Raw genomic sequence first — 25,927 nt, forward strand, 5'->3', positions numbered from 1 at the left:
TTCTAGCCGGCAGCCGCGTCGGCATCGCCGCCGCGTGCCACGCGCCGCCGAGCCCGTGCCGCCAGCCCCGCGCCCAGCGCCCAGCGCAGCGCCGGCGCAAGCACGCGCATGCCGGCCCGCGTGGCCGAGCGCCGCAGCGAAGGCCCGTCGAGGTCGAGCTGCTGCCGCGCCCACGGTGGCAGCAAGGCAATGCCGGCATCGGCCATGATCCGCACCGCGGGTTGCAGCAACGGGTTGGCCACGGGCATCCTCCGCACCAGCCGCACCACTTCACGGGTGCGCTCGCTGGCCTGCAGCTGGGGCCGCATCGCTTCCAGGTAGGCCGCCACCGCGGCGCGCGAGCGCGGCACATCGGCAGCGCCGAGCAGCAGCGCGATGCGCGCGACTTCGTCGTAATAGCGGTCCTGATCGGCATCGCCCAGCGGCCCGACATAATGCAGGTAGCCCGCCATGAAGCTCGACACTTCGGCCACATGCACCCACGTCAGCAGCGCCGGATCCGTCGCCGCATAGGGCCGCCCGTCCGGCGCCACGCCGGTGACGCCGGCATGGATGCGCCGCACGCGCCCGATCAGCGCCATGGCATCGTCGCGGCTGCCGTAGGTGGTGCCGGCAATAAACTGCGCGGTGCGGCCGAGCCGGCCCTGCATGTCGGTGCGAAAGCTGGAGTGGTCCCACACGCCGGCCAGCGCCAGCGGATGCAGCGTCTGCAGCAGCAGCGCGCTGACGCCGCCGGCCAGCATTGCCGGGAAGTCCGCATGCACGCGCCAGCAGACCGCGTCGGGGCCGAACAGGCCGGGGTCGCCGGGCGGGTTGTCATAGTCGAGGGTGAGGCCCGAGTTGCTGCGGGTCAGCGCGCGCACCTGCGCGCCGGCGTGCGCGCGCACCCTGGCCATCGGTCCAGGCGCGCTGCGTTCGCGCTGGGCGCGGCGGGAAACCGCAGGATCGGCGGGATCGGTGTGGCTGGACAAGACCGTGTGGCAATCAGGAAGACGTCACGGCCAGCATACACGGTAAGCCGCGCAAGCGCGCACGCGCTGCCCGCGGCAGCACCGGCAAGCTCAGCGAAAAAGGGCCGGACCTTCCCTTCGGAAGATCCGGCCGGTCAAGTTCCGGCGTATGCCCCTGCGGCCGCACCGCATGTTGCTGCCGCACATACCCGGATAGCTGCCCCTATCTCAGCAGGCGAGCCTGACTGCTGAAGTTACTGCTGGCGTTGTCCGCCTTGCTGGCCGCCCTGGCCGCCCTGACCGCCCTGTTGGCCGCCCTGGCCGCTTTGCTGACCACTGCGTTGACCGCTCTGCTGGCCCGGTTGCGAGCTGCCGCGATCCTGCTGTTGCTGTTGGCCTTGACCGCGGTCCTGGTTACCCATTTGACCGCCGCCTTGTTGTTGTCCCATGCCGCCTGATTGTTGGCTGCCGCGTTGGCCAGATTGCTGTTCTTGTTGCTTTTGGTCCTGCTTTTGGCCCGACTGCGATTGACCCGGCTGTTGCTGCTGTCCCATTGCTAGTCTCCTTGACGCGGCGGACTGCCGCATTCCGGTATTCGCAATCGCCATGCCAAGCACGCCCGCGCTGCCAGCGGGCTTGCCATTGCGGGCAGCGCCCCATGCTGCACCCGCAGGAGGTGCCCGCTTTTACAACAGGTGGCCCGATTTACACACCCTTGCCGCCGCCGCTCCAGCGTGGCGTTGGGCGAACACGCGGGTATGGACCTTGCGGACTGACAGGTGCCAGCTCCGCGTGCCAGGCAGCGCATGCGGCGGATGCGCTGGAAACCTGTACAGGAGACAAAGCCATGCGAATTTCCCGACTATCCGCGCGCGGCCTCAAGATGGCCTGCGTGGCCGCGGCGCTGGCGGCTGCCGGCAGCGCACAGGCGCTCGACAAGAGTGGCCTGATATTCATCGCGGCCGACAACACGCCAGCGGCGCCGGTCAACTCCGCGCCAGGCATGCCGGGCCGGCCCGATCCTGATCGCGGCGCAAGCGCCGACATGAGCGCCGACATGAGCGCCGACAAGGCCAAGCAGGCCGTCGAGGATGGCGCCATCACCACCAGGATCAAGACCAGGTTGCTGACCACCAAGGACCTCAAGTCGACCGGCATCCGCGTGAAGACGAAGAACGGCACGGTTGAAGTGGGCGGCACGGTGCCAAGCCAGCAACAGCGTGACCTCGCGCTGGACATGATCCGCAGTGTCGAAGGCGTGACTTCGGTGAACGACAACCTCAAGGTTTCTTCGCGCTGACCGGTTGCAGCGCCATGCCCGGCACGCCGATGCCCGCGTCCGTGCTTGTGCGGGACGCAGGGCCCCGGCGCCAGCGCCGGTTTTACGGATTGGCTAGGCGGCCTTGCGGCGCGTCGTGCCCGCGCTCTTGCGCGCCGTGGCATGAGGCTTCGCGCGCGATCCTGTGCGCGACTTGGCCGGCGCATGCTTTGCCGCGGCAGTGCGCTTGGCCGCAGTCCGCTTTGAGGGCGTTTTCTTCGTCGCGGCATGGCGTGCAGGCGTCTTGCGGCGGCTGCGGCCTTCGCCGGCGCGGTCGTCTTCGGCCTCGGTATCCTGCACCGCTTCCGATTCCTCCGCCGGCTTCGCGCGGCGCCGGCTCTTGTCGTCGCTCTTGTCGCCTCTCTTGCCGCCGCTCTTGCCACCATCATCCTTGCCGCGCTCGCCCAGGCTCTTGCGCAGCAGCGCCACCATGTCGATGACCTTGGCGCCCCGGCGCGGCGCTTCCTCGTCCTCGGTGGGCTGGGTCAGCTGGTGTGTCTTCCCGGACTCGATCTTCGCTTCGATGCGCGCCATCATGTCGTCGCGATAGGTGTCCCGGTACTGCTCCGGATTCCAGTCCTCGGTCATGTCGTCGACCAGCCTGGTTGCCATCTCGATCTCGCGCGCATGGGCGCCGCTGCCCTTGGCGCTCGACGCCTTCGGCAGGCGCAGCTCGGAGATCGGCAGCACCTCGTCGGCGAAGCGCATGGTGTTGAGCACCAGCGCGTCGTCGTGGACCAGCATCGCCGCCAGGTGCTGGCGATTGCGCAGCACCACCAGCGCCAGCGCGGCGCGGCCGGTGCGCCGCATCGTCGCACGCAGCAGCGCATAGCCGCGGTCGCCGCGCTTGTCCGGCTCGAGATAGTAAGGCGTGTCGAAGTAATAGGGCGGAATGCTCTCCGCGTCGACGAAGCCCACGATGTCGACCGTCTGCGTGGCTTCAACATTGGCCTGGCGGAAATCCTCGTCGTTCAGCAGCACGTACTCGTCCTTGGCGTACTGGTAGCCCTTGACGATGTGCTCCTTGTCGACCGGCTTGCCGGTGCTCTTGTTGATGCGCTGGTAGCCCACCGGGGCCATGTCGCGCACGTCTAGCAGGTCCAGGTCGAGCGTCTGGCTGCGCGAGGCCGGCCGCAGGACGACCGGGATGTTGACGAGGCCAAAGGTAATGGCGCCTTTCCAGATGATGCGGGACACGTGACGGCTCCTTTACCGCATTTATCGCGTGCGCGTTGCGGCGGCGGTGGCGGCTGGTCGCCCGGTGGCGGGTCGGAGACGGGTTCCGGAGGGCCCGGCGGCGGCTCGGGCGGTGGGACTTCCGGCTCTCGCGGGGGGATGTCGGGGTCGGGCGTGGTATGCACGTAGGCTCCTTGTCAGGGTTGATGGCGGACCGGCATGGCTGAGCGGCATGGCTGAGCGGCTAAGCGCGGTTCTCGCCGAGCGTATCGAGCAGGCGCGTCAGCGCGTCAAGATCGGCGGGCTTGACCAGGTGCTGGTCGAAGCCCGCTTCCATTGCGCGGCGACGGTCCTCGGGCTGGCCGAAGCCGGTCAAGGCGACCAGCGTGGCGCCGCGCATCTCGGGCAGCGCGCGCAGCCGGCGCGCGGTTTCGAAGCCGTCCATGGCCGGCATGCCGAGATCCAGCAGCACTACTTCCGGGCGTGCGGCGCTGGCGCGCGCGACAGCGGTGGGCCCGTCCGGCGCGGTCACCACGGTGTGGCCCATGGTCTGCAGCGTCATGGTCATGGCTTCGAGCGCGTCGGCGTTGTCGTCCACCACCATGATCCGCCGCGGCACGCCGCTGTACGCCGAGGACTTGCCGGTGCCGGGATGCCACTTGTGCCACGGCTCAACCGGCAGCGTGACAGTGAAAGTGCTGCCCTGGCCGGGGCCGGGACTGTCGGCGCGGATCGTGCCGCCATGCAGCACGACCAGCTTCTGCACCAGCGTCAGGCCGATGCCTGGTCCATCGTGGGGGAACGCGTTGCGCGGCGCCGTGCCATCGTCGACGTAGCCGTTGTCTTTGCCTGCATGTTCACCGGTGGGATCGTGAGGGGCCAGCGGGTCGAACAGGAGCCGCTGCAGCGACTCGGACAGTCCGGTGCCGTTGTCGCGCACACGCACCGTGACGTAGCCGCCGGCGGAATCACTGGCGGACTGGCCGGCCGGATCCTGGTCGAGCGTGGCGTCGAGCGCGATCTGGCCGCCCGGGGGCGTGTAGGCGGCGGCGTTGTGCAGCAGGTTGCAGAAGATCTGCGTCAGCCGCACCAGGTCGCCGCGCACCGGCAGCGGTTGCTCGGGCAGCGACAGGCGCAGCGTGTGGCCGTAGGCATCGAGCTCCGGCCGCACGGCTTCGACCGCGGTATTGAGCGCGGCACGCAGCTCTACCAGATCCTGGCGCAGCGTGATGCGGCCCTGGTTGAAGCGCGAAATATCGAGCAGCTCGTCGACCAGCCGGGTCAGGTGGTGCAGCTGGCGGCCGATGATGTCGCGCGCCCGGAACATGTCCTCGCGCGAAGGCGACAGCTGCTGCAGCATGTCGGCCGCGCTGCGCAGCGGTGCAAGCGGGTTGCGCAACTCATGCGCCAGCATGGCCAGGAACTGGTCCTTGCGCCGCTCCTCGTCGTGCAGCGTGCGTCCCGCGCGGTTCTGCAGTGTGACGTCCTGGAAGATGCCGGCAATGCGCAGCGGCCGGGCATTGCCGGTCTCGTCGCGCGCGGCCTGACCCTTGCCGTGCACGGGGAAGGCGCGCGCGCGGATCTCGCGCAGCTGCCCGTCCGGCCGCGTCATCTGGAATTCGATATCCATGCGGCCGTCGCTCAGCATGCTGGCGAGAGCGGCCTCGACGCGCGGGCGGTCGGCCGGGGCGAGGCGGTCCAGGCAGTGGCGCGGGTCTTCCATCAGGTCTTCTGCGGAATGGCCCCACAGCGCTTCGAACGAAGGGCTGACGAACAGCAGCCGCCGCGCGGCGGGATCGAAGATCCAGACCACGTCGGCCAGCGACTCCGCCAGCTGGCGGAACAGGTCCTCGTTGTCGTGCAGTGCCTGCGTGGTGCGGTGGTAGGCATCTTCCGCCCCGCGCAGCCGCAGCAGCGCCTGGATGCTCGACAGGACTTCCTCGGGCTCGGCTGGTTCGACCAGGTAGCCGTCGGCGCCGCAATTCAGCGCCTCGACCCGCTGGCGCGCCTGGGCCACGCCCGGCGAGGTCAGCAGCACCAGGGTGCGTGCGATCTGGGGATCGTCCTTGATCAGCCGGCACACCTCCAGTCCACTGATATCGGGCAGGCGCGACGACAGCAGCACCAGCGCGGGCGCATGCTGGCGCACCAACGCCAGTGCCGACTGGCCGGTGGCCGCCTCGATCACGGAGAACTCGCCGCGATGCAGGATGCGGCTCTTGACGTAGCGCGGGCCTTCGCGATCCTCGACGTTGAGGATCAGCGGGGCGCGCTCGGCTTGCGGGCGCATGGCGTCACGCTGACGGGCGCTTTCGCGCACGTCCGCAGCCGATCACGCTCGCGCAGGCGCGCGGCGGGTTCGGAAACAGGTAAAAGCGCACCGGCGGCGTGCCCTCGGGTGTAAATCTTGCCACGCCCGGTGACGCCTCGGTTGCAGTTATTACATGTGCGCGGAAGTGATCCATTGCCTTCCCCCTTGTAGCGGCTTTATCCACGGGCTCTCGATGAGGCCTTTTCGCTTCGCAGTGGCAAGAGGCATGCCGGCACCCGGGGCGCGGCCGGGCTTCAGCGGCGCTCGGCCTCGCCGCTGTGGGCCTCGGCGCTCGGCGAGGTGCCGCCGTGCGGGCCGGTCGAACGAGGGGCTTCGGCAGATTTTTGCGAAACCTTGCCCGGCTCGGTGGCGCCCGCTGCGGTGGCGCCCTTGCCGAAGCGCGTGGCCAGCTGGTCTTGCACGCGAGCCAGGGCTTCGGCCTGTTGCTTGGCCGCTTCCGCCTCCTTGGCCTTCTTGGCTTCGGCGGCCTGCTGCTGCTCGGGCGTGGGTGCGGGCAGGCGCGCCTGCACCGGCGCGGCTGCGAACGACAGCATCGCGCAGGACACCAGCAGGCTGTGCAGCGCGCGCCGGTTGCGCGGCGCGCCGGTCCTGGCGCCACCACCGGCAGCGCGGATCGTACCGGGAATGCTGAGGTGGATCATGGCAGTCTCTCCATAGGTCGCGGCCCGGCGCTCACGCCGGCTGTCTATGGAAGGCGGGGCAAGAAATGTGCCGCGAGTGTGTTGCGATGTGGCTCAGCCGGCGCGCCCGAGCCGTGCCGCGGCGCGGGTGATGGCCTGCCGCACGCCGGCATAGCCGGCCCACGGATCGTCGGCCTGCAAGGCCTCGAGCCGCGGGCCCACGTTGGCGACGGTCCATTGCGCCGCGCTCTCCAGCGTATCGAGTTCTTCCCATGAGACCGGGATCGATACGCCCAGCCCTGGCCGCGCGCGTGCCGAGAACGCAGCGACGGTGGTCGCCCCGAAACCATTGCGCAGGTAATCGATGAAAATCTTCCCTACGCGGTTGCGCGCGCCACTCTTGGCGACGAAGCGCTGCGGGATGGTGGCGGCGACATGGCGCACCACGTCTTGCGCGAAGTCCTTGACCTCGTCCCAGCCGGCGCTCGGCGTGACCGGCACCGCCACGTGCAGGCCCTTGCCGCCGCTGGTCTTCAGGAAGCTGGCCAGGCCAAGCTCGTCGAGCAGTGCCTTCATCAGCGCGGCGGCCTCCTGCATCTGCTCCCAGGGCACGCCTTCGCCGGGGTCAAGGTCGAAGATGATGCGGTTGGGCCGGTCGATGCTGCGCTTGCTGGCGTTCCAGGTGTGGAACTCGACCACGTTGAGCTGGCCCGCCGAGACCAGCGCCTCGGCCGACACGATCTCCAGCAGCGCGGGATGTCCCGGCCACAGCGACGGGTCCAGGATGTTGATGCCGTCGACGCGCAGCGTGTCGCCATGGCGCTGGAAGAACTGTTCCCCGCCCACGCCGGCAGGGGCGCGCACCATCGCGATCGGGCGGCCGCGCAGGTGCGGCAGCATCAGCGGCGCGGCCTGCTCGTAGTAGCGCACCAGGTCGCCCTTGGTCAGGCCGGAGGCGGTGTCGATCACGCGTTCGGCATGGCTGATCCGGACCTTGCCGTCGAGCGCGGTGGTCCTGGCTGCGCGCTTTGCGGGGGGCTTCGCTGCCGCCTTCTTCGCAGTCTTCGCTGTGGCCTTTTTTCCCTTGCCGGCCGGTGCCGCCGGCGTCTCGACCGACACCGCGCCGGCCGGCTTGTCGGTGCGCAGCCCGTGGAACACGGCATGGCGCACGCGGCCTTCGCGGGTCCAGCTGCCGAACGAAACCTCGGCCACCAGCTTCGGCCGTACCCAGTGCCCCTTCACGCCAGCCGGCACGGTTGCGAACGGCGACTTATCGGCACGCAGCGCCTCAAGCTGCGCGCGCAGTTCGCCGAGCGTGCGCGTGTCGAAGCCGGTGCCGACATTGCCGGCATAGCGCAGCCGGCCGCCCCCGCTGTCGTGCACGCCCAGCAGCAGCGAGCCGATGCCGGTGCGGCTGCCCCTGGGATCGGTAAAGCCCGCCACCACGAACTCCTGGCGCAAGGTGCATTTGAGCTTGATCCAGGTGTTGCTGCGCGTGCTGACGTAGCTGGAATCGGCGCGCTTGCCGATCACGCCTTCGAGCTTCATGCGGCAGGCGGCATCGAGCATTTCGTCGGGGCTGGCTTCGAAGTCCTCGCTGAACTGCAGCCGCGGCGATGTGTTGCCGGCAAAGATATGCCGCAGCAGCGCGCGGCGCTCGGCCAGCGGCACCTTGCGCAGGTCATGGCCGGCATAGAAGGGCAGGTCGAACACGAAGTACTGGATCGCCTCGACGCGCGCCGTATCGAATGCGTTTTGCAAGGCCTGGAAATCGGTCTCGCCATGCTTGCCGAGCACGACGATCTCGCCGTCGAGCCAGCCGTCGGGCAGGCCCAGCGTGCCGACGTCGCGCGCCAGCGCGCGCAGTTTCGCGGTCCAGTCATGGCCCTGGCGCGTGAACAGCCGCACGTCCTTGCCGTCGATGCGCGCCAGCACCCGGTAGCCGTCGAACTTGATCTCATAGCGCCAGGCCGCGGTGTCCGCGGGAGGCTTGTCGACCAGCGTGGCCAGCTGCGGCGCCAGCGCCAGCGGCAATGCCGCGCGCGGCGCACCGGTCGGTGGCTTCAGTGCTTTGGCAGGGGATGTGGCGTTGGCTTTTCCGTGCGATTTCCCACCGGAGTCAGCCTTGCCGGCACGCTTTGCCGCCGGCTTGGCGGAACGGTTGGCACCTTTAGCCTTGCGCGCCGTGCCGCCCAGCACGCTGTCGGGCAGCGCCTCGACCACGTCGAACTCTGCAGCCGGCATCGCGGCGTCGTCGCGCTCCTTGATCAACAGCCAGGCGTCCTGCTCCTTTTGCCGGCTGCCGTGCATCCGCACCAGCGTCCAGTGGCCATGCAGCTTCTCGCCGCGCAGCTCGAACTTGAGCTTCCCGGCGCGGTAGCCCGCCTCGGCGTCGCCGACCGGCACCCAGGTGCCGCGGTCCCATACGATCACCGTGCCCGCGCCGTAGTGCCCGGCGGGGATGACCCCTTCGAAGCCGGCGTAGTCCATCGGATGGTCTTCGACGTGGACCGCCATGCGCTTGTCGTCCGGATCCAGGCTTGGGCCCTTGGGTACCGCCCAGCTTTTCAGCGTGCCGCCGAGTTCGAGCCGGAAGTCGTAGTGCAGCCGCCGCGCCGCGTGCTTCTGGATCACGAACGACAGCTCGCCGGCGCGCTTGCGCGGTGCGCCGCGCTTGCGGGCGGCGGCACCGCTGGGCTCGGGCGTGGCGCCGAAGTCGCGCATGCGGCGGTATTTGTCCAGCGCGGCGCTGGCCGTGCTGCGCTTGCGCGCCGCTGCTCCGCTCTTGCGCGCCGCCGGCGGAGAGCCCTTGCGGGCAGGCCTGCCGCTGCGCGCGGTCGTACGCTTTGCCGCCGTGCGGCTGTCGCCGGAATCCTGTCGCGTCGTCTTGGCCATGGCTGTCGGCGGTTGGGGAAGATGCATCCAGCTTAGGCAGCACATGGCGCTGCCGAAATCGGCGCCAGTCCTACAGCGGGACAGGATGGCGCCGTGACGGCTCACGCACGGCAGCGTGCGCTGGCCGGCATGTGGTTCTTACCGGACGTTGTAATTCTGCCGCGCGACCGCTTCGGCCCGCGCGCGCGCGCGGGCCGAAGCGCATGGGAACGCAATTTGCGAGCCTCCAATTTGCGAGGGCTCATTTGCGATGCTTGACTGGCGATGAACCATTGCTACGTCCGGCGCAGTGCCGGGACCATCCCGAGGAGGAAGCGGCAGATGAAACCAACCCTGAAGAAGATCGGCTCGCAGGTGATCGTTCTGACCGGCGCCACCAGCGGCGTGGGACTGGTCACCGCGCGCAAGGCCGCCGCGCGGGGTGCGCGGCTGGTGCTTGTGGCGCGCAGCGATGATTCGCTGCACAAGCTGGCCGAAGAGCTGCGCGAGCAGGGCGCCGAAGTCATCACTGTCACCGCCGATGTGGGCCGGCACGAAGACGTCGCCAAGGTCGCGCATGCCGCGATCGAGCGCTTCGGCGGCTTCGACACATGGATCAATAACGCCGGCGTGACGATCTTCGGCCGCCACGGCGACGTGCCGCTGGAAGACCAGCGGCGCCTGTTCGACACCAACTACTGGGGCACGGTCCACGGCTCGCTGGCGGCAGCCGCGCACCTGCGCGAATGCGGCGGCGCCATCATCAACATGGGCAGCGAGGCCTGCGACGGACCGCTGCCGCTGCAGAGCGCGTACGTGGCTTCGCAGCATGCGATCAAGGGCTTTACCGATTCGCTGCGGCTGGAACTGGAACAGGAACAGGCGCCGGTCAGCATCACGCTGATCAAGCCCGCCGGCCTGGAAACGCCGCTGGCCATGCATGCCAAGAACTTCCTCGACGTCGAGCCGCGCCTGCCGCCGCCGCTGTACGATCCGGCGCTGGCCGCCGATGCGATCCTGTTCGCCGCCGAGAACCCGCGCCGCGATCTCTTCGTCGGCGGCGCGGCCAAGGCCTTCTCCGCCGCGGCGTACCACACGCCGCATGCCTTTGACCGGTTCATGCGCCGCTTCATGGGCCGTGCGCAGCAGACGCGCCACCCGGCGGGCCCGCTCGAGGACAACACGCTGTACGGCAGCGGCAGCGGGCTCCAGGAGCGCAGCGGCACGCGGACCGCGCTCCGGTCGTGCCCCTATACGACCACGGCACGGCATCCGGTACTGGCCACCGCACTGGTGGTCGGCGCGTCCGCCGCGTTGGCGGCGGTGGTGCAGATGCGCCGGGGGCGCTGACGCTAGCTCTGCGGCCTGTCACGGCCACACCGGCAAGCAGACGCGCGTGACGTGCGCTGCGGTCGCGATGGATGCCACGAAGACCTATCATGGTTTGGATGCCCGCCCACTGGCGGGCATTTGGCCGTGCAGTACGCGTACCGCATGCCGGACGCCGCATCCGTCGTACTAACGGCTTGCCATGTTCGTCCACTACCACATAGGGTTTGTCCATGTCGGAGCCGCAAGCGGCAAAAAGTGCCCGCGCGCCACATCTGGCAGAGGCGGGAGGCGTCCTCGTCAGGCAAGCCGGCCAGCCCATCGCTGAGCAATACCGGCGCATGCTGGACGCGCTCGAGGACGCGGCGGTGTTCGAAACCGATGCAGAGGGCCTCATCGTGGCATGGCCCGACGCCGCGCAGCGCGTATTCGGCTACCGCGCCGAAGACATCGCCGGCCGCCATTTCTCCTGCCTGCACCGCGCCGACGATGTCGCCGCCGGCTTGCCGCTGCAGTGGCAGCAGGCCGCGGCGCGGGCCGGCAGCGCGCGCGACCGGGGCTGGCGCGTGCGCCGCGACGGCAGCCAGTTGCAGGCCGCCTGTGTCATGCATGCGAGCGCCGGTGGCTTCGTGGTGGCTTGCCGCGATATCACCGTGCAGGAAGCCGCGTCCGAGCACGCCCGCCTGGCCGAGTCGCGCCTGCAGCTGCTGGCCGACAACCTGCCCGGCACCGCGGTCTGCGAACTGGACCTGGATGGCACCATCCGCAGCTGGAACGCCGGCGCGCAGGCCGTGACCGGATACGAGCCGGCCGACGCGATCGGCAAGCCGCTGGCGTTGCTGTACACCGGGCCGGATGCCGCGGCGGGGCGCGACCGCGCGGCGCTCGAAGCCGCGCGCGCCTGCGGACAGTGGGCCGGCGACGAGCGCCTGGCACGCCAGGATGGCGCGATCGTGCGCTGCCAGACCCGCATGGTGCTGGTGCGCGATGCCGCGGGCTGCCCGGCCGGGCTGCTCTGGACCGCGCGCGACATCAGCGACGCACTGCGCCTGGAGCTGCTCGAATCGGGCAACCGGCGCCTGCAGTCCTTCCTTGGCATCCTCGGGCACGAACTGCGCAACCCGCTGGCGCCGGTGCGCAATGCGGTCGAGGTGATCGCGCTGACGCCGGACGCCGGTGCCCGCATCCGGCATTGCGCCGCGATCATCGAGCGGCAGCTGCGCCAGCTCGAGCGGCTGGTCAACGACCTGCTCGATGTCGGCCGCGTGACCGCGGGCAAGATGAGGATGGAGCTGACGCCGACCTCCTACAACGACGTGGTCAGCACCAGCCTGGAGGCAATCCGCCCGGTGCTCGATGCCGCCGGCCAGCAACTGGTGGCGGAGCTGCCCGCGGCGTCGCCCTACGTGCGCGCTGACGCCAACCGGCTCGGACAGGTGCTGCTGAACCTGCTCAGCAATGCCACCAAGTACACTCCGCGCGGCGGCACTGTCAGCGTGCGGGTCCACGTCGAGCCGGCACGCGTGGTGACACTCATCTCCGATACCGGCCGTGGCCTGCCGCCGGCGGCGCTGGACCGGATCTTCAACCTGTTCTCGCAGGAAGCCGAGGCCGGCAGCCGCAGCGGGCTCGGCGTCGGGCTGGCGCTGGCCAAGGCCGTGGTCGAAGCGCACGGCGGCGCGATCCAGGCCGACAGCGCCGGGCCCGGCCAGGGCAGTACCTTCACCGTGATCCTGCCGCGCGCCGGCGCGCCGCGCCGCGAAGCAGCCGCGCCGGCATCGGGAACGCCCCCGCGGCGGCGCGTGCTGGTGGTCGACGACAATGCAGATTCCGCCGACAGCATGGCCGAACTGCTGAACATGCTAGGCCACGACGCGCGCGCGGCCTATGGCGGCCATCAGGCGCTGGCGCTTGCCGGCAGCTTCCGCCCGGACTGCGTGCTGCTGGATCTGGAGATGCCCGACATGTCGGGCTATGAAGTCCTGCAGGCGCTGCGCCAGACCTGCGCCGCGGAGGTGCGCTTCCTGGCGCTGACCGGGCGCGGCACCCCGGAGGACCATCGGCGCAGCGAGATGGCCGGCTTCCATGGGCACCTGACCAAGCCGCTGGCGATCGATGCGCTGTTGCGCGCGCTGGCCGATCCGACCGGCGCGCCGCGGTCTCAGAGCGAGCGGTAAGCGTCCAGCCGGTTGTACAGCGTTTTCAGGCTGATGCCGAGGGCGCGCGCCGCCTGGCGCTTGTCGCCGTCGAAGCGCGCCAGCGTGGCCATGATGATCTCGCGCTGGGTATCGGCCAGCGTGGTGCCCACGCGCACGTTGACCACGCCATCCACCGTGGTGGGCCGCGGCGGCTGCGTGGCCAGGTTGGGATTGCCGATCTCCACCACCTTGTCGGCGAGGATAAAGGCGCGGTAGACCGCGTTCTTCAGTTCGCGCACGTTGCCCGGCCAGTCATAGCGCACCAGCCGGTCGAGGGACGCGGCCGAGAAGGCCTTGTCGCTGTGTTCCATCGCATTGTATTCGGCGAGGAAGTGCCGCGCCAGCGGCACGATATCGTCCGGGCGCTCGCGCAGCGGCGGGATATGCAGCGGAAACACGGCCAGCCGGTACAGCAGGTCTTCGCGCAGCTGGCCGGTGCGCACAGCGTCGACCGGGTCGCGGTTGGTCGCGGCCAGGATGCGCACGTCGGTGACGATCAGCGTATCGCCGCCGACGCGGTGGAAGGTGCGGCTTTCCAGAACCCGCAACAATTTGATCTGCATCTCGAGTGGCATTTCGGTGACTTCGTCCAGGAACAGGGTGCCGCCCTGCGCCTGCTCGAAGTACCCCGCCTTCTGCTCGATCGCGCCGGTAAAACCGCCTTTCTCGTGCCCGAACAGCTCCGACTCGATCAGCGTCGGCTGGATCGCGCCGCAATTGACGGCGATGAAGGGGCCGTTGCGCCGCGCGCTGCGCTCATGCACGGCGCGCGCCACCACTTCCTTGCCCGAGCCGCTTTCCCCCACTGCCAGCATGGTGACATCGGTCGGCGCCACCCGCTCCACCTGGGCCATCAGGCGCTGCATGGCCGGCGCGGTGCTTTCCCACAGCAGCGAGACCTGCGAGGGCACGGCACGGCGCGGCGCGCCTTCACCGGGCGCAGGGGAAAACGGGGCCTGGCGGGGTGAGGCGGTGACGGCGGCGCTGCGCCGGGGAGGCGTGGTGGTCACTGGCACGATCGAAGGCAGGGCTTGGCGAGCTTGTCGTGTGAGGGTGGGAAGTTCCTATGCTAGCCTTTGCCACGGGGCCTTGCCATAGCCGCGCGGTCCTGCGCGGAAAGTTCCGACACCTGTGTCAGACAGACACCGGCAACCACGGCGCCAGGCCCCGCTTAGACTTGCATTACGCAGTGGACTGGCAGTACGCAGCCGGAACCGTGCCGCCCCTGTCCTGAACTGCCCGGCATGCCTGCCTGGCCGCGCTTCGCATGGCGCGCGGCGGCGGCTGCGGTACCTGGCGCCGGGCGGGCAATCGGGGCAGGCGTCTTTGCCGGTTCCGCAGGAGTTTCCATTAAGTCTCACTGACGGATCGTATGCCCCACATCCTGATTGTTGATGACGATGAGAACGCATGTGCCGCGCTGGCGGAGATCGTCGCCATGGAAGGTTTCACTTCCGCCACCGCCGGCAGCCTGCGCGAAGCCCGGCTGCAGTTCGGCTGGCACATGCCTGACGCGATTGTCGCCGACCTGCGCCTGCCCGACGGCAACGGCATGGAGCTGTTCGACGAGGTCGGCGCCTCCGGCGTGGAAGTGATCCTGACCACCGGCTATGCCAGCGTCGAAAGCGCGGTCGAGGCGCTGCGCGCCGGCGCTACCGACTACCTGGTCAAGCCGATCAACGTGGCGCGGCTGCAGACCGTGCTCAAGCGCCTGGCCACCACCGGCGAGCTGCGCGCCGAAATCCATTCGCTGCGCGGCGAACTGCGCCGCTACGGCCGCTTTGGCCGGCTGATGGGCAGTTCGGAAGTGATGCAGGCGGTCTATGACCAGCTCGCGCGCGTGGCGCCCACCGAGGCCACGGTGCTGCTGATCGGCGAAAGCGGCACCGGCAAGGAGCTGGCCGCGCAGACCGTGCATGAGCTGTCATCGCGGCGCCGCCAGCCCTTCCTCGCGGTCAATTGCGGCGCGATCTCACCCACGCTGATCGAGAGCGAGATGTTCGGCCACGAGCGCGGCAGCTTTACCGGCGCCGACCGCCAGCACAAGGGCTACTTCGAGCGCGCCGACGGCGGCACGCTGTTCCTCGACGAAATCACCGAGATGCCGGCCGAGTTGCAGGTCAAGCTGCTGCGCGTGCTGGAAACCGGCACCTTCATGCGCGTGGGCACCAACCGCGAATGCCATGCCGACGTGCGCGTGCTGGCCGCCACCAACCGCAACCCGGAAGAGGCCGTGGCCGACGGCAAGCTGCGCGCCGACCTGTTCCACCGCCTCAATGTGTTCCCGGTGGAACTGCCGCCGCTGCGTGCGCGCGGCGACGACGTGATCCAGATCGCCAACCTGATGCTGGACCAGCTCAATGGCGAGCAGGGCACACAGCGGCGCTTCGCCCCCAGCGTGCTCGACAGCCTGCGCCTGCATGCCTGGCCGGGCAATGTGCGCGAGCTGCGCAATTTCGTGCAGCGCGCTTTTATCATGGCCGACGAGGACCTCATCACCGAGGTGCAGGTGCCGCTGCAGGTGGCGGCCACGCAGGCCCCCGGCGCGGCGGTGGTATCGGTGCCGGTGGGCATGTCGCTGGCCGACGCCGACCGCCAGCTGATCTTCGCCACGCTGGAGCAGTGCGCCGGCGTCAAGAAGCATGCCGCCGAGATCCTTGGTATCAGCTTGAAGACTTTGTACAACCGGCTGGAAGATTATGCCGCCCGCGGGGAGCTGCCCGAGTGGCTGCGCGCCTCGCGCAACGACACGGGATCGTCCGCGACCGGTTGACTGGCCGGGGATGCCATGCGGGCCGGCCTCCCAGCGCTGCGTGCAGCACGTTTCTTGCTTCCAGGCCAAGCAGCCAACCTGGCCGACCAGACGCCAATCCGACCATGATGCAACCGCAGCCGCCGTCCAGCCAGCCGGACGTTCCTGACGATCATTCCGCGGACGTGGCCGCCGGCGCGGATTCCGCCGACGCGGCCGTGGTGCGCGCGGTGCAGGAAGTCAGTACGCTGATCGAGCAGTCTGCTCATGACCTGCGCTCATCGCTCAATGCCATCCAGAGCTGGGCCTACGTGCTGGACCGCGCTTTCGATACGGCGCCGGCGCCGGCGCAGCGGGCGCTCGACGGGATTCGCGCCGGCACCCAGCAGCAGCTGGCGCTGATCGAGGAAATGGAGGAATCGGTGCGCCTGCTGGCCGACGAGCGCGCGCCGAGCTGGCAGCGCGTCGACCTGCTCGATGCCGCGACGCAGGCCATTGCCGACCGCCGCCCGGCCGCCGAGGCGCGAGGGGTGCTGCTGGCCCCCGTCACCACCGACGGCGCGGGTGATGGCGCGTATGGCATCGACGCCGATGCGACCCGCCTCAGCCCGTTGCTGCGGCACCTGCTGGTGCACTGCATCTGGCGCGCGCCCGCGGGGGGCTCGGTGGCATTGCATCTGTTCGGCGAGCCCGCCCACGTGAAGCTGCGCATCACCGAGAGCCCGCCGCTGGACCAGCAGCGCAGCGCGAGCCGGCTGGCGGCGCTGACCGACTTCTTCGGCCGCCGCGCCGCGGCCGATGGTGCCACACAGGCGCGGCAGAGCACCGCGCTGCTGCTCACGCGGCGCATGGTCGAGATGCATGGCGCCATGCTCAGCGCCGAAAGCGACGGCTGCCAAACGGACAAGGTCAGCGTCTGCATCGCCGTCAGGTTCCCGCGCCAGCCACGAATGGCGTGACAGCGCGATTGCGCGCGCCTTCCATCCTTTGCTTGACGATGTAGTTTTTACCGGCATGTCCGGCGCGGCGCGCATTGGCCGGGCGCCGGCGGCGCGCCCAGCGTGGCGCTCGGCGGGCAGGTAGCGCGCGGCGGTTCGGCCCGGCCAGTCTGGCCCGGCCTTTGCATGGGTAAGTCACTCAACCAAGGAGGGAACAACCATGCCTAAAGCCAGCCGCAAGTCCGACAAGGCCGCGCAGGTTGCCCACAAGCCGTCCGGCGCGAAATCCTCGGCATCCACCGCAAGGTCCTCGGCCAAGCCTGGCGCGCGATCGGCCACCAAGCCAGCCGCCAAGCCGGCCGCGAAGCCTGCTGCAAAGACTGCGACCAGGGCCGCGGCAAAACCAGCGGCCAAGCCGGCAGCGAAGCCCGCGGCCAAGCCTGCTGCCAAGGCCGCCAAGCCAGCCGCCAAGCCAGCCGCCAAGCCAGCCGCCAAGCCTGCTGCAAAGCCAGCCGCCAAGCCTGCTGCAAAGACCGCCACAAAGACCACGGCCCGCCCCGCAGCCAAGACCGCCGCGAAGGCTGACAAGCCGCAGGCGATGCGCGCCAGCGCCGCCTCCGACAAGCCCCAGCGCGGCAAGGAAGCCAGGACTTACCAGGCCGCCGTCGACGACTCCCTGGAGATGACCTTCCCGGCCAGCGACCCGATCTCGCCAAGCGCCGCCATGCACGCCGAAAGGAAGACGCAGACCGCGCGCGACGACGTCGACTGGAAGCTCAAGCGCGGCAGCGAGCAGCAGCCCGTGGGGGCCAAGCCGGCGGGCCAGCGCAAGGGCAGCGTGCGCGGCCGCTAGCGTAGCCGATGCGCGATTCCGATCAACAAGAAATGGAGCCAGCATGACCGCTATCGTCGCAGGTCGATTCGATAGTTTCAGTACCGCCGAATCCGTCGCCAGCCGCCTCAAGGCACGCGGTTTCGCGGACCAGGACCTCAGCTTGTTCTACGTCAATCCGCCCGGGCAGCACGCCGCTTACGCGGTGGGTGGAGACCACGCAGCCGATGCCGGCGCGCGCAAGTCCGGCGCCGGTGCCATTGCCGGCGTGGTGATCGGCGCCGCGGCGGGCGCTGCCGTGGGCGCGATGCTGGTGTCGGCGCTCTCAGCCGTGCCGCCGTTGTCGATCCTTGTGCTGGTCTTTGCCGTGGGCCTGGGCGCGTACCTCGGCTCGCTCGCGGGCGCGCTGGCGCTGGCGCGCGATGGGCGCCGCGATCCGGTGACCGGCCAGCCGCCGGTGCGCAATGCCGGCGTGCTGCTGGCCGCGCGCGTTCCCAGCGGCGATACCGCCGCGGTGGCGGACCTGCTGCGCCAGGAAGGCGCCAAGGACGTGGAGCGCGCCGACGGGCAATGGCTCGACGGCCGCTGGATGGATTTCGACCCGCTGGTGCCGCCGGTGCCGGCGGACGCGCGCCGCCAGGCACGGGGCATCCGGCCCCGCACCGAATGACTTCCTGCAGCGACTTGTTAACCCAAAACGGAGGTGTCCATGACCCCAGTCCAACCTGAATCCCCCGGCGAACAGCCGCGCGGCGCATCGATCGTCGGCGGCATCGACCGCGATTCCCCGGGCCCCGGCCCGTTCGTGATGGCCGCCGATACGCTCGAGGGCAACAAGGTGGTCGACCCGGCGGGCGACGACATCGGAACCATCGACCACATCATGATCGATGTCCTTGGCGGCCGCGTTGCGTATGCGGTGCTGGCCATGGGCGGCTTCCTCGGCATCGGCGAGAAGCTCTTTGCATTGCCGTGGTCCGCGCTCACGCTCGACACGCGCCGCAAGTGCTTCGTGCTCGGCGTCGAGAAAGACCGGCTCAAGGCCGCGCCCGGGTTTGACAAGGACCACTGGCCGAGCATGGCCGATTCGCAGTGGGCTACCAGCATTCACCAGTACTACGGCATTTCGCCGTATTGGGAAGCGGACCGCTACGATCCGTGGGGCTGAGGCGGGCTGAAGCGGACTGAGCGAGGGAGACAGCGCCGTGAGCCAGTGAGCGATGAACGAGGCGCCGGATCCGATCCGGCGCTTCCATTTTTTGGGAGTCAGACCTTGTGGTTGATCTGTCCGTACGGGCGCTGCGATGGGTCGGCTTGCATGCCGCTGTCTTCGGGCTGCGCCGGTGCCGCCTGTGGCCCTTCATGGCGCAGCGACAGCGCGTTGTGCACGCCGAGCACGCCGGCGCTGACGGCCGCGGCTTTCTCGATGCGCTGCGCGGTGTCGGCATCCTCCACGCAGCCCCGCACGGTGACCCGGCGATCCGCGACTTCGAGCGTCACGCCCTCGGGAAAGCGGCCGTCGAATGCCGCGGCGATCTCGGCGCGCACTGCCACGCGCAGCGCTTCGTCGTCGTCGGATGGGGAAGGGGCGTTCTGGTTCATTTCGGCTCCTCGACAGAAAAACCCTGTCCGGTGCAAGAACCATTCCCGCGCAAGCGGCCACCGGCATGCGCGCCGCACGCTGCAGGAACGCGAGTCGTGTGCCGCGGGCTGCCACGCAAGTGCTGCGCGCGTTGTAGGACTGCGCCCGCTGCACCTCGGCCCCATGCCCTCCATACGATGAAATCAGCATGCCACCGTGCCGGCGCACGGCGCGAACGAGCAAGGCGCAATCGAGGAGCGCAACGATGAGCAAGTCCAGCCCGAACCTGCCGCGCGTCAATCATCCGCCAGCGTCTGGCAGGCGTGCCAGCATATTGCACGCATTTGACCGCTTCGCGGGTGGTGCCACGCGCCAGGCCGGCTCTCCCACTGCATTTGTGCTCGCGCTCGGCGTGGTGGCCGCCTGGGCCATCACCGGGCCTATGTTCGCGTTCTCCGAGACCTGGCAACTGGTCATCAACACCGGCACCACCATCGTCACCTTCCTGATGGTGTTCCTGATCCAGCAGAGCCAGAACAAGGACGCCGTCGCGGTTCACCTCAAGCTCAACGAGCTGCTGGCCTCGCACCGCGAAGCCAGCAACATGCTGGTCTCGATCGAAGACCTCGACGAGGAAGAGTTGCTGCAGCTGGCTACCTTCTACCGCCAGCTGGCCGAGCTGGCCGACAAGGAAAACGGGCTCAAGATGAGCCATTCGCTGGACGAGGCGCGCGAAAACCACGCGGCCAAGCAGAAGGCCCGCGCCTCGCGGCAGTACCGCCCGAAGGACGGCGGCAGCGGTGCCGATGCGCATGCCATTGCCGACGCCAGTCCATAAGCCGCAGCACCGGGCCGCGGCACGCATGCCGCGGTAGCGTCAACTTGTCGCGCCAACCAGGTCATCGAGCAAGGAGCCACCCCGTGTCCGATCCGAACAAGGCAAGCAAGCGCAGGCAGATGAGCCCGGCCGCCGCCGCATCACGCGCGGTCATGGTGTACGGCTGCGACGCACTGGGGCAACCGGACAGCCACCTTGGCACCACCATGGCCAATATCGCGCGCAAGGTGGCCGAGATCGCAGGGATCGGGTACGCCGGTGCCTACGATGATGCCGCGCCGGGACAGCCGCGGCCGTACCTGGTGCCCGCGCAGACGCTGGTCGGGCAGGATCTTGCCGCGCGCCTCGGCGTGCACGGGGAGGGCGACCTGTTCGGCGGCGTGGTGCCGTACGCGTTCGTTGCCACCAAGGCGATCACGCACGGGCTGGTCGAGCCGGGCGCGGCCGCGCCAGAAGGATGGAACGAGGCCTTCGTGCAGCGCGTGGTCGGCGCGACGCTGCCGGGCTTCACTGCGTTCACCCTCGCCGATGCGCGCACCGCCGGCATGCGCCTGCTGGCACTGGGCCCGGTGCGGCTGAAGGAGCCATGCGGCATCGGCGGGCTGGGCCAGTCCGTGGTCGACTGCGAGCGCGCGCTGGACGAAGCGCTTGCAGCCATGCCCGATGCCGTGGTCGAAGCGCATGGCATCGTGGTCGAGCGGGACCTGGACGCGCCGCAGACCTATAGCGTTGGCCAGGTGGAACTGGCCGGACTGCGCGCCAGCTATTGCGGCACGCAGGGACTGACGCAGAACAACAGTGGCCGGCAGGTCTATGGCGGCTCGACGCTGACGGTGGTGCGCGGCGGCTTCGACACGCTGCTGCGGCAGCCGTTCGAGGCGCGCACGCTGGCTGCGGTGCGCGCGGCGATGGTGTATCACGACGCCGCGCTGGCCTGCTATGACGGCATGTTGCTGACGCGCTGCAACTACGACGTGGCCTTCGGCCCGGCCGCGGGTCCCGGCGCCGACCGCGAGCAGGTGCTTGGCGGTGTGCTCGAGCAGTCGTGGCGCGTAGGCGGCGCCACCGGTGCCGAGCTGGCGGCACTGGCGGCGCTGCAGGATGATCCAGGCCGCACCCGGGTGGTGGCGTCCACGCGCGAGGTGTACGGCGCCAACGTGCACGTGCCCGCCGGCGCCGTGATCTATTTCCAGGGAGAGGACCGCCACGTCGGTCCCCTGACCAAGTACGCAAGACTGGAGCCCGATTCCCATGGCAACCCATGAAGAACTGCTGCAGATTCAAAGCGAGGGCGGCACCATTGCCGGCACCCTGATCAGTCCGCAGACGAGATTGCCCGGCGTGCTGTTCGTGCACGGCTGGGGCGGCAGCCAGCAGCAATACCTGGCGCGCGCGCGCAAGGTTGCGGGGCTGGGCTGCGTCTGCCTGACCTTCGACCTGACCGGCCACGCCGGCACCAGGTCGCAGTACGAGACCGTCACCCGCATGCGCAACCTGGCCGACGTGGTCGCCGCGTATGACACGCTGGTGCGGCAGCCGGAAGTCGATCGCAATGCCATCGCGGTGGTGGGCAGCAGCTACGGCGGCTACCTGGCGGCGCTGCTGAGCGCGATGCGCCCGGTGCGCTGGATGGGCTTTCGCGCGCCGGCGCTGTACATGGATTCCGGCTGGGAGCTGCCCAAGCGCCAGCTGCACCGTGAACAGGACCTGGTGGCGTACCGGCGCAGCGTGGTCCCGCCGGAAGACAACCGCGCGGTGCGCGCCTGCGCGGAATTCGGCGGCGACGTGCTGGTGATCGAATCCGAGCACGACCAGGTAGTCCCGCATGCCGCGGTGATGAGCTATGTCGACGCATGCGTGCATGCCAACTCGATGACCTACCGCGTGATCAAGGGCGCCGACCACGGGCTGACCGACGAGGAAAGCCAGCGCGCCTACAGCAGCCTGCTGGTCAACTGGCTGCGCGAGATGGTCACCGTGGCGCGCGCCGGCCCGGTCAGCGCCGACAGTGCCGTGGAGCCGAAGCCGCGGCCGGCGGCACCGGAGCCCGACGACGAGCTCGTCGCCATGGGCGGAGCGGTGCCGCCGCCGGCTGCCGGTTCCGCCGGCGCTCCGCCGGCCAGCGCCGAATAGTGCTGAGTGGCGCCCGCTGCCAGCACGCCGCCTGCATGGACAGCACCCTGCCCGCCACCGAGCCGGCCGCGGCGCTTGACGCCGTGCTGCGCGATGCCGGCCTGCGCTACGTCGATGACCGCAGCGCGGGTATCACACGGCGCCGCCAGGGCAGCGGCTTCAGCTATATCGGCCCCGATGGCCAGCGCGTGCGCGACGAAGCCACGCTGGCGCGCATCGCCGCGCTGGCCATCCCGCCGGCCTACGAGTCGGTGTGGATCTGCCCGGATGCGCGCGGCCACCTGCAGGCCACGGGGCGCGACGCGCGCGGGCGCAAGCAGTACGTCTACCACCCCGAATGGGCGGCACTGCGCGATTCAGACAAGTACGCGCGCCTGCCCGCTTTCGGCACGGTGCTGCCGCGGCTGCGCGCCCGCGCCGCGCGCGACCTGGGCCGCAACGGCATGCCGCGTGAAAAAGTCGTGGCGGCGGTGGTGGTGCTGCTCGATGCCACGCTGGTGCGCGTGGGCTCGCCGCGCTACGCGCAGCAGAACCGTACCTACGGCCTGACCACGCTGCGGCGCCGGCACGTGACCGTGCGCGGCAGCCGGCTGCGCTTCCAGTTCACCGGCAAGAGCGGCATCACCCACGACGTCTCGGTCAACGACCCGCGCCTGGCGCGCATCGTGCGCAACTGCGCCGACCTGCCGGGCCAGCGGCTGTTCAAGTATCGCGACAGCGACGGCGAGATCCGCGAGATCGGCTCGGCCGACGTCAATGCCTACCTGAAGGAGGCGACGGGGGGCGAATTTACCGCCAAGGATTTCCGCACCTGGGCCGGCAGCGTGCATGCGCTGTCGATCCTGCGCAAGCTGCCGCCGGCAGCCAGCGACACCGCACGCAAGAAGGCCGTGGCCGACGCAATCCGCGAGGTGGCGCACCAGCTGCGCAACACCATGGCGGTTTGCCGCAAGTGCTATGTGCACCCCGGCGTCATCGAGGCTTACCTGTGCGGTGTGCTCGAAGCGCGCGGAAGGGCCCCATCGGTGGCCAGGCTGCGTGCGGACGAAGCCCGCTTGCTGCGCCTGCTGGCCGCGGCGCGATAGCTGATAGCTGATAGCTGATAGCTGATAGCTGAGCGGGTATTCGGTGGGCGCCAGTTCGTGCGGGTGGCCATCCGGCACGCGCGTCAGCGAGGCAGCGGGCCGAGATAGCCGGGCAGCTCGCGCGCGCCATCGGCATGCGCCAGGCGGAACGCGCGCGCCAGTGCGGCGGCAAAGTGATGCGCCGTGTCGAACGGGCCCGGCACGTTGCGGCGGAAATAGTCAGCCCAGCGGAAATCCGGGTAGGCGGTCTTGACCTTGCGATAGCCGCCGGCCAGCTGCACGAACGCCTCCAGGCTGCGGTAGGGATCGTCGAGCATGTCGTGGATGGCCTCGGGCAGCTCGGTCAGCGGCCGGCGGCGGCCGTGCTCGTCATACGGGTGGACCAGGTGGTTGGCCACCATGTAGCGCCAGAACGCCGGCACGTCGAGATCGCTGACATCGGCGCGGACGACGCCGGGCACCTGGGTCAGGCCAAGGTCGTGCCAGGCACGCACCCAGTGATGGTGGTCGACCACGTAGAGGCCTTGTTCCGGCCCGACCACCAGGTGGACGCGGTGCCGGTCCAGGAACGCAGCACGGTGCTCGGGTGGCACGCGGCGTGTCACGTGGACTTTCTGGGCCACGTGGTAGCCGCCGACAGTAATCTGGGTCGGGTGCAGCGCGTCCAGGGGCACCATCAGCTTGCTGCCGGGACGGAATTTGCGTGGCTGGCGCGGCATGTCGGCGCGGCGCGGCCCGACGCTTGGTCGCGCCGCGCCGCGCCGGATGGCTGGTTCAGCTCTTGTTCAGCGTGCGTTCCGGCGATGTGCCGGTGTCGCCCGCCATGCCGATGTCTTCGCCACCGACTTCCGAGCCGGCGGCCCAGGCCGAGCCCCGCGCGCCCTGGTCACCTTGCCCGCGTGCCACGCGCAACCGGTTGTCGACCTCGGTCACGCCGAACACCGCGTCAGCGATTTCCTCGATGACATACTTCTCGCGGCGCTCGCGCACGGTGCCGTCCAGCGTGACCACGCCGTTGGCGACTTCCACGCTGACGTCGCCGACATCGATATACGGATTCATGGCGAGGCGCTCGCAGACATCCTCGCGCACGCGCTCATCCGAGCGGCGGTAGCCTTTGGGTCCGGTCATGCGCCGGCCAGCATGCTGCGCGGCCGCTTGCTGGCCGAAGGCCCGGCTGCGGCGGTAGCCGTAATCGTCCGGATAGACCCGCTGCCCTCCGCTGAACGACTGGCCGCCGCTGGCGGAATCGCCATAGTAGCCGCTGCCATAGCTCGGCTCGCCGCCGCGCTGGCTGCGGTCGCGCTCCATGCCTTCGCGCCAGTGCATGGCGCGGCCGCCACGCTCGCCACCGCCGCCCCGGTCGTCGCGCTCGCCGCCGCGGCCGCGCGGCCCGAAGCGGTCTTCGTCGCGGTAACCATAGCCCGATTCCCGCTCTTGGCTGCGATAGCCGCTGTCTTGCGCCGACGGACGGTAGCCGCCGTAGCTGCTGCTATAGGGATGGCCAGTACCGCCAGCATCCGAAGCGCCATAGCCCGGCTGGCCCCAGCGGCCGCGGCCTTGGCCGGCGGGCGTGTCCTGCTGGTACCACGGACCGCCGTGGCGCGCGGATTCGCCGCCGCGGGCCTCGCGCTGCTCTGCGCGCTCATCACCGCGCCAGTCTTCGCCCCATTCCTGGCCCCAGTCTTCCGAGCCGCTGCCCCGGCCCTCGTCGCGCCGGGCCTGGCCCTGATTGCCCCGGCGGCTGCCGCGGTCGTTGCGGAAGTTGAACATTGCTTGCCTCCTGGCTGAATGGTCCGGCTGGGCGCCGGGCCGTTGAAGTGCAGCGGCTTCCGCAGTGGAAAAGCCGCAACCGGAAAGCCGCAAAATCCGTGCCCCTTCGCTACCGCGCCGGCACGCCGCGGCGCGCGCTGCGGCGCTGTAAGGATTGCCGGGCGATGTAACGGTTACGGGCGGCTGCCACGTCACCGCAGTTGGCGGGGCGCGCCGCCGCGGCAGCATGCCGGGCGCATCCCAGCGGCATGGAACTTGCGCGGCACGCGCAGGGGCCGGCGTGCCCTCCACAGACAGGAGTCAGCCATGTCCACACCGAAGAGCGTTCCACCCCAGCACCAGGATCGCCAACCCGGGCTGGAAGCACCCATGCGGCCGCAGCCGGACAGCGGCGCGGACGACTACGTCGGCAGCGGCCGCCTGCAAGGGCGCGTGGCGCTGATCACCGGCGGCGACAGCGGCATCGGCCGCGCCATCGCGGTGGCCTTCGCGCGCGAAGGCGCCGACATTGCCATCGCCTACCTCGACGAGCATGCCGACGCCCGCGAAACCGTCGAACTGGTCGAAGCCTCCGGACGCAAGTGCCTCGCGGTCGCGGGCGATCTGGCCGACTGCAGCCATGCCGAAGGGGTTGCCCGCCAGACGCTGCACCAATACGGCAAGCTCGATATCCTGGTCAACAACGCTGCCGAGCAGCATCCCGAGAAATCCCTGGAAGACGTCGACGAAAGCCAGGTCGAGGCCACCTTCCGCACCAATGTCTTTGCCATGTTCCACCTCACACGCGCGGTGCTGCCCCACATGAAGCCGGGCGCGTCGATCCTGAACACCACGTCGGTGACGGCGTACCGTGGCAGCAAGCACCTGCTCGACTATTCGGCGACCAAGGGCGCGATCGTGTCGTTCACGCGTTCGCTCGCGCTGCAGGTGGTCGAACGCGGCATCCGCGTCAATGGTGTAGCGCCGGGCCCGATCTGGACGCCGTTGATCCCGTCCACCTTTACGGCGGAGGAAGTTGCAGAGTTCGGCAAGAAGACGCCAATGGGCCGGCCGGGGCAGCCGTTCGAAGTGGCAGCGGGCTTCGTATTCCTGGCCTCGGATGCGGCCAGCTATATCACGGGGCAGATCCTGCACATCAACGGCGGCGAGGTCGTCAACGGCTGAGCGGGCGGCGCCGCGCGCACCTGCCGCACAAGC

General features: G+C 69.6%; 23 protein-coding genes. 13 read left to right on the plus strand and 10 right to left on the minus strand.

All coding sequences use genetic code 11. The annotated features are described in order from the left end of the window. Positions 1–2 precede the first annotated feature (2 nt). Entirely contained in the window at positions 3–971 is a 969-nt protein-coding gene (locus tag K309_RS0104380; RefSeq protein WP_029045288.1) for an oxygenase MpaB family protein, read from the minus strand. Between the two features lie 233 nt (positions 972–1,204). Then, a complete protein-coding gene (locus K309_RS41545; protein ID WP_156914298.1) occupies positions 1,205–1,504 on the minus strand; it encodes a hypothetical protein in 300 nt (99 codons plus the stop codon). Positions 1,505–1,797: 293 nt separating this feature from the next. On the opposite strand from K309_RS41545, the gene K309_RS0104390 reads away from it, so the two are divergent. Then, positions 1,798–2,250 (plus strand): BON domain-containing protein, encoded by a 453-nt coding sequence (locus K309_RS0104390; RefSeq protein WP_029045289.1) that lies wholly within the window; start codon positions 1,798–1,800, stop codon positions 2,248–2,250. Between the two features lie 93 nt (positions 2,251–2,343). Here the strand turns inward: K309_RS0104390 and ku are convergent, their stop codons facing one another. The 4 genes from ku to ligD form a co-directional block, all read right to left on the minus strand. Then, positions 2,344–3,465, minus strand: a complete 1,122-nt coding sequence (gene ku / locus K309_RS0104395; protein WP_029045290.1) for a non-homologous end joining protein Ku — start codon at positions 3,463–3,465, stop codon at positions 2,344–2,346. A gap of 223 nt (positions 3,466–3,688) precedes the next feature. Continuing rightward, positions 3,689–5,734 carry a hybrid sensor histidine kinase/response regulator gene (locus K309_RS0104400; RefSeq protein ID WP_029045291.1) on the minus strand — a complete coding sequence of 682 codons (2,046 nt, stop codon included), beginning with the start codon at positions 5,732–5,734 and terminating at the stop codon, positions 3,689–3,691. Positions 5,735–6,009: 275 nt separating this feature from the next. Beyond that, positions 6,010–6,417 (minus strand): hypothetical protein, encoded by a 408-nt coding sequence (locus K309_RS0104405; protein WP_029045292.1) that lies wholly within the window; start codon positions 6,415–6,417, stop codon positions 6,010–6,012. Between the two features lie 93 nt (positions 6,418–6,510). Then, positions 6,511–9,291 carry a DNA ligase D gene (gene ligD / locus K309_RS0104410; RefSeq protein ID WP_029045293.1) on the minus strand — a complete coding sequence of 927 codons (2,781 nt, stop codon included), beginning with the start codon at positions 9,289–9,291 and terminating at the stop codon, positions 6,511–6,513. 321 nt (positions 9,292–9,612) lie between these two features. Here ligD and K309_RS0104415 point away from each other — a divergent pair, with 321 nt between their 5' ends. Next, positions 9,613–10,620, plus strand: a complete 1,008-nt coding sequence (locus K309_RS0104415) for an SDR family oxidoreductase (protein WP_029045294.1) — start codon at positions 9,613–9,615, stop codon at positions 10,618–10,620. 212 nt (positions 10,621–10,832) lie between these two features. Then, complete coding sequence (locus tag K309_RS0104420; protein WP_029045295.1) at positions 10,833–12,776, plus strand: hybrid sensor histidine kinase/response regulator; 1,944 nt, start codon at positions 10,833–10,835, stop codon at positions 12,774–12,776. On the opposite strand, the gene K309_RS0104425 is transcribed toward K309_RS0104420, so the two are convergent. Further along, positions 12,761–13,813 carry a sigma-54 interaction domain-containing protein gene (locus tag K309_RS0104425; RefSeq protein ID WP_029045296.1) on the minus strand — a complete coding sequence of 351 codons (1,053 nt, stop codon included), beginning with the start codon at positions 13,811–13,813 and terminating at the stop codon, positions 12,761–12,763. The two genes, K309_RS0104420 and K309_RS0104425, sit on opposite strands and share 16 nt — an antisense overlap. Before the next feature lie 356 nt (positions 13,814–14,169). Between K309_RS0104425 and K309_RS0104430 the strand changes: the two genes are divergently transcribed. The 5 genes from K309_RS0104430 to K309_RS0104455 all read left to right on the plus strand — a co-directional run bounded on the left by K309_RS0104430 (position 14,170) and on the right by K309_RS0104455 (position 18,487). Then, positions 14,170–15,570: a sigma-54-dependent transcriptional regulator gene (locus tag K309_RS0104430; protein WP_029045297.1), complete on the plus strand. Its 1,401-nt coding sequence runs from the start codon at positions 14,170–14,172 to the stop codon at positions 15,568–15,570. 104 nt (positions 15,571–15,674) lie between these two features. Further along, positions 15,675–16,508, plus strand: a complete 834-nt coding sequence (locus K309_RS35930; protein ID WP_035876783.1) for a sensor histidine kinase — start codon at positions 15,675–15,677, stop codon at positions 16,506–16,508. A gap of 199 nt (positions 16,509–16,707) precedes the next feature. Then, positions 16,708–17,340, plus strand: coding sequence for a hypothetical protein (locus K309_RS42370; protein ID WP_198030785.1), 633 nt, complete (start codon positions 16,708–16,710; stop codon positions 17,338–17,340). 43 nt (positions 17,341–17,383) lie between these two features. Beyond that, positions 17,384–17,989, plus strand: a complete 606-nt coding sequence (locus tag K309_RS0104450; RefSeq protein WP_029045298.1) for a hypothetical protein — start codon at positions 17,384–17,386, stop codon at positions 17,987–17,989. A gap of 39 nt (positions 17,990–18,028) precedes the next feature. Continuing rightward, positions 18,029–18,487, plus strand: a complete 459-nt coding sequence (locus tag K309_RS0104455; RefSeq protein WP_029045299.1) for a PRC-barrel domain-containing protein — start codon at positions 18,029–18,031, stop codon at positions 18,485–18,487. Positions 18,488–18,585: 98 nt separating this feature from the next. On the opposite strand, the gene K309_RS0104460 is transcribed toward K309_RS0104455, so the two are convergent. Beyond that, complete coding sequence (locus K309_RS0104460) at positions 18,586–18,921, minus strand: BON domain-containing protein (RefSeq protein ID WP_029045300.1); 336 nt, start codon at positions 18,919–18,921, stop codon at positions 18,586–18,588. 245 nt (positions 18,922–19,166) lie between these two features. Between K309_RS0104460 and K309_RS0104465 the strand changes: the two genes are divergently transcribed. The 4 genes from K309_RS0104465 to K309_RS0104480 all read left to right on the plus strand — a co-directional run bounded on the left by K309_RS0104465 (position 19,167) and on the right by K309_RS0104480 (position 22,957). Beyond that, entirely contained in the window at positions 19,167–19,739 is a 573-nt protein-coding gene (locus K309_RS0104465; protein ID WP_029045301.1) for a low affinity iron permease family protein, read from the plus strand. An 83-nt stretch (positions 19,740–19,822) separates the two neighbouring features. Further along, positions 19,823–21,004: a DUF3182 family protein gene (locus tag K309_RS0104470; protein ID WP_029045302.1), complete on the plus strand. Its 1,182-nt coding sequence runs from the start codon at positions 19,823–19,825 to the stop codon at positions 21,002–21,004. Beyond that, a complete protein-coding gene (locus tag K309_RS35945) occupies positions 20,991–21,872 on the plus strand; it encodes an alpha/beta hydrolase family protein (protein ID WP_035876786.1) in 882 nt (293 codons plus the stop codon). Before K309_RS0104470 ends, K309_RS35945 begins: the two co-directional genes overlap by 14 nt. A gap of 35 nt (positions 21,873–21,907) precedes the next feature. Then, positions 21,908–22,957 (plus strand): DNA topoisomerase IB, encoded by a 1,050-nt coding sequence (locus K309_RS0104480; RefSeq protein WP_051320339.1) that lies wholly within the window; start codon positions 21,908–21,910, stop codon positions 22,955–22,957. 83 nt (positions 22,958–23,040) lie between these two features. Here K309_RS0104480 and K309_RS0104485 read toward each other — a convergent pair whose 3' ends face one another. Continuing rightward, positions 23,041–23,676, minus strand: coding sequence for a ParB-like protein (locus tag K309_RS0104485; RefSeq protein WP_029045304.1), 636 nt, complete (start codon positions 23,674–23,676; stop codon positions 23,041–23,043). 55 nt (positions 23,677–23,731) lie between these two features. Beyond that, positions 23,732–24,730, minus strand: coding sequence for a BON domain-containing protein (locus K309_RS0104490; protein ID WP_029045305.1), 999 nt, complete (start codon positions 24,728–24,730; stop codon positions 23,732–23,734). Positions 24,731–25,036: 306 nt separating this feature from the next. Here K309_RS0104490 and K309_RS0104495 point away from each other — a divergent pair, with 306 nt between their 5' ends. After that, positions 25,037–25,894 carry an SDR family oxidoreductase gene (locus tag K309_RS0104495; protein WP_029045306.1) on the plus strand — a complete coding sequence of 286 codons (858 nt, stop codon included), beginning with the start codon at positions 25,037–25,039 and terminating at the stop codon, positions 25,892–25,894. Positions 25,895–25,927: the final 33 nt, after the last annotated feature.

It is taken from the genome of Cupriavidus phytohabitans (genome assembly GCF_000426345.1).
GTDB lineage: Bacteria > Pseudomonadota > Gammaproteobacteria > Burkholderiales > Burkholderiaceae > Cupriavidus.